Genomic DNA, 518 nt, shown 5'->3' with positions numbered 1-518 from the left:
CCTGCGTGAGCGCCTGCAGGAGTACTACAAGCTGGGCGCGCGCTTCGCCAAGTGGCGTGCAGTCATCAACATCGGCGAGAGCATCCCGTCGGGTACCTGCATCGAATCCAACGCCCATGCGCTGGCCCGCTATGCAGCGCTGTGCCAGGAATGCGGCCTGGTGCCGATGGTCGAGCCGGAAGTGATCATGGACGGCGATCATGACATCGAGACCTGCTACGAAGTCACCGAAGCCACCCTGCGTTCGCTGTTCGACGCCCTGTACCAGCAGAACGTGCTGCTGGAAGGCACCATCCTGAAGGCGTCGATGGTCATCTCCGGCAAGGACTGCGAGGAGCAGGCCGATGTCGAGGAAGTGGCCGAGTCGACCGTGATGTGCCTGAAGAGCACCGTGCCGGCCATCCTGCCGGGCGTGGTGTTCCTGTCCGGTGGCCAGAGCGACGAGCAGTCCACCGAGCACCTGAACGCGATGAACCAGCTGGGCAACCTGCCGTGGCCGCTGAGCTTCTCCTACGGCC

The 518-nt window shown here is 64.1% G+C and carries 1 protein-coding gene; it reads left to right on the top strand.

Annotated elements, in window-relative coordinates:
* On the top strand, positions 1 to 518 hold a 518-nt coding region (locus A7X97_RS01685; protein ID WP_111007539.1), incomplete at both ends, for a class I fructose-bisphosphate aldolase.

Origin of the sequence: Stenotrophomonas sepilia (assembly GCF_003244875.1) — a bacterium.
In the GTDB taxonomy this organism is placed as follows: domain Bacteria; phylum Pseudomonadota; class Gammaproteobacteria; order Xanthomonadales; family Xanthomonadaceae; genus Stenotrophomonas; species Stenotrophomonas sepilia.
The sequence above is the reverse complement of the archived record's forward strand: the minus strand, read 5'-3'. Positions and strand labels throughout refer to the sequence as shown.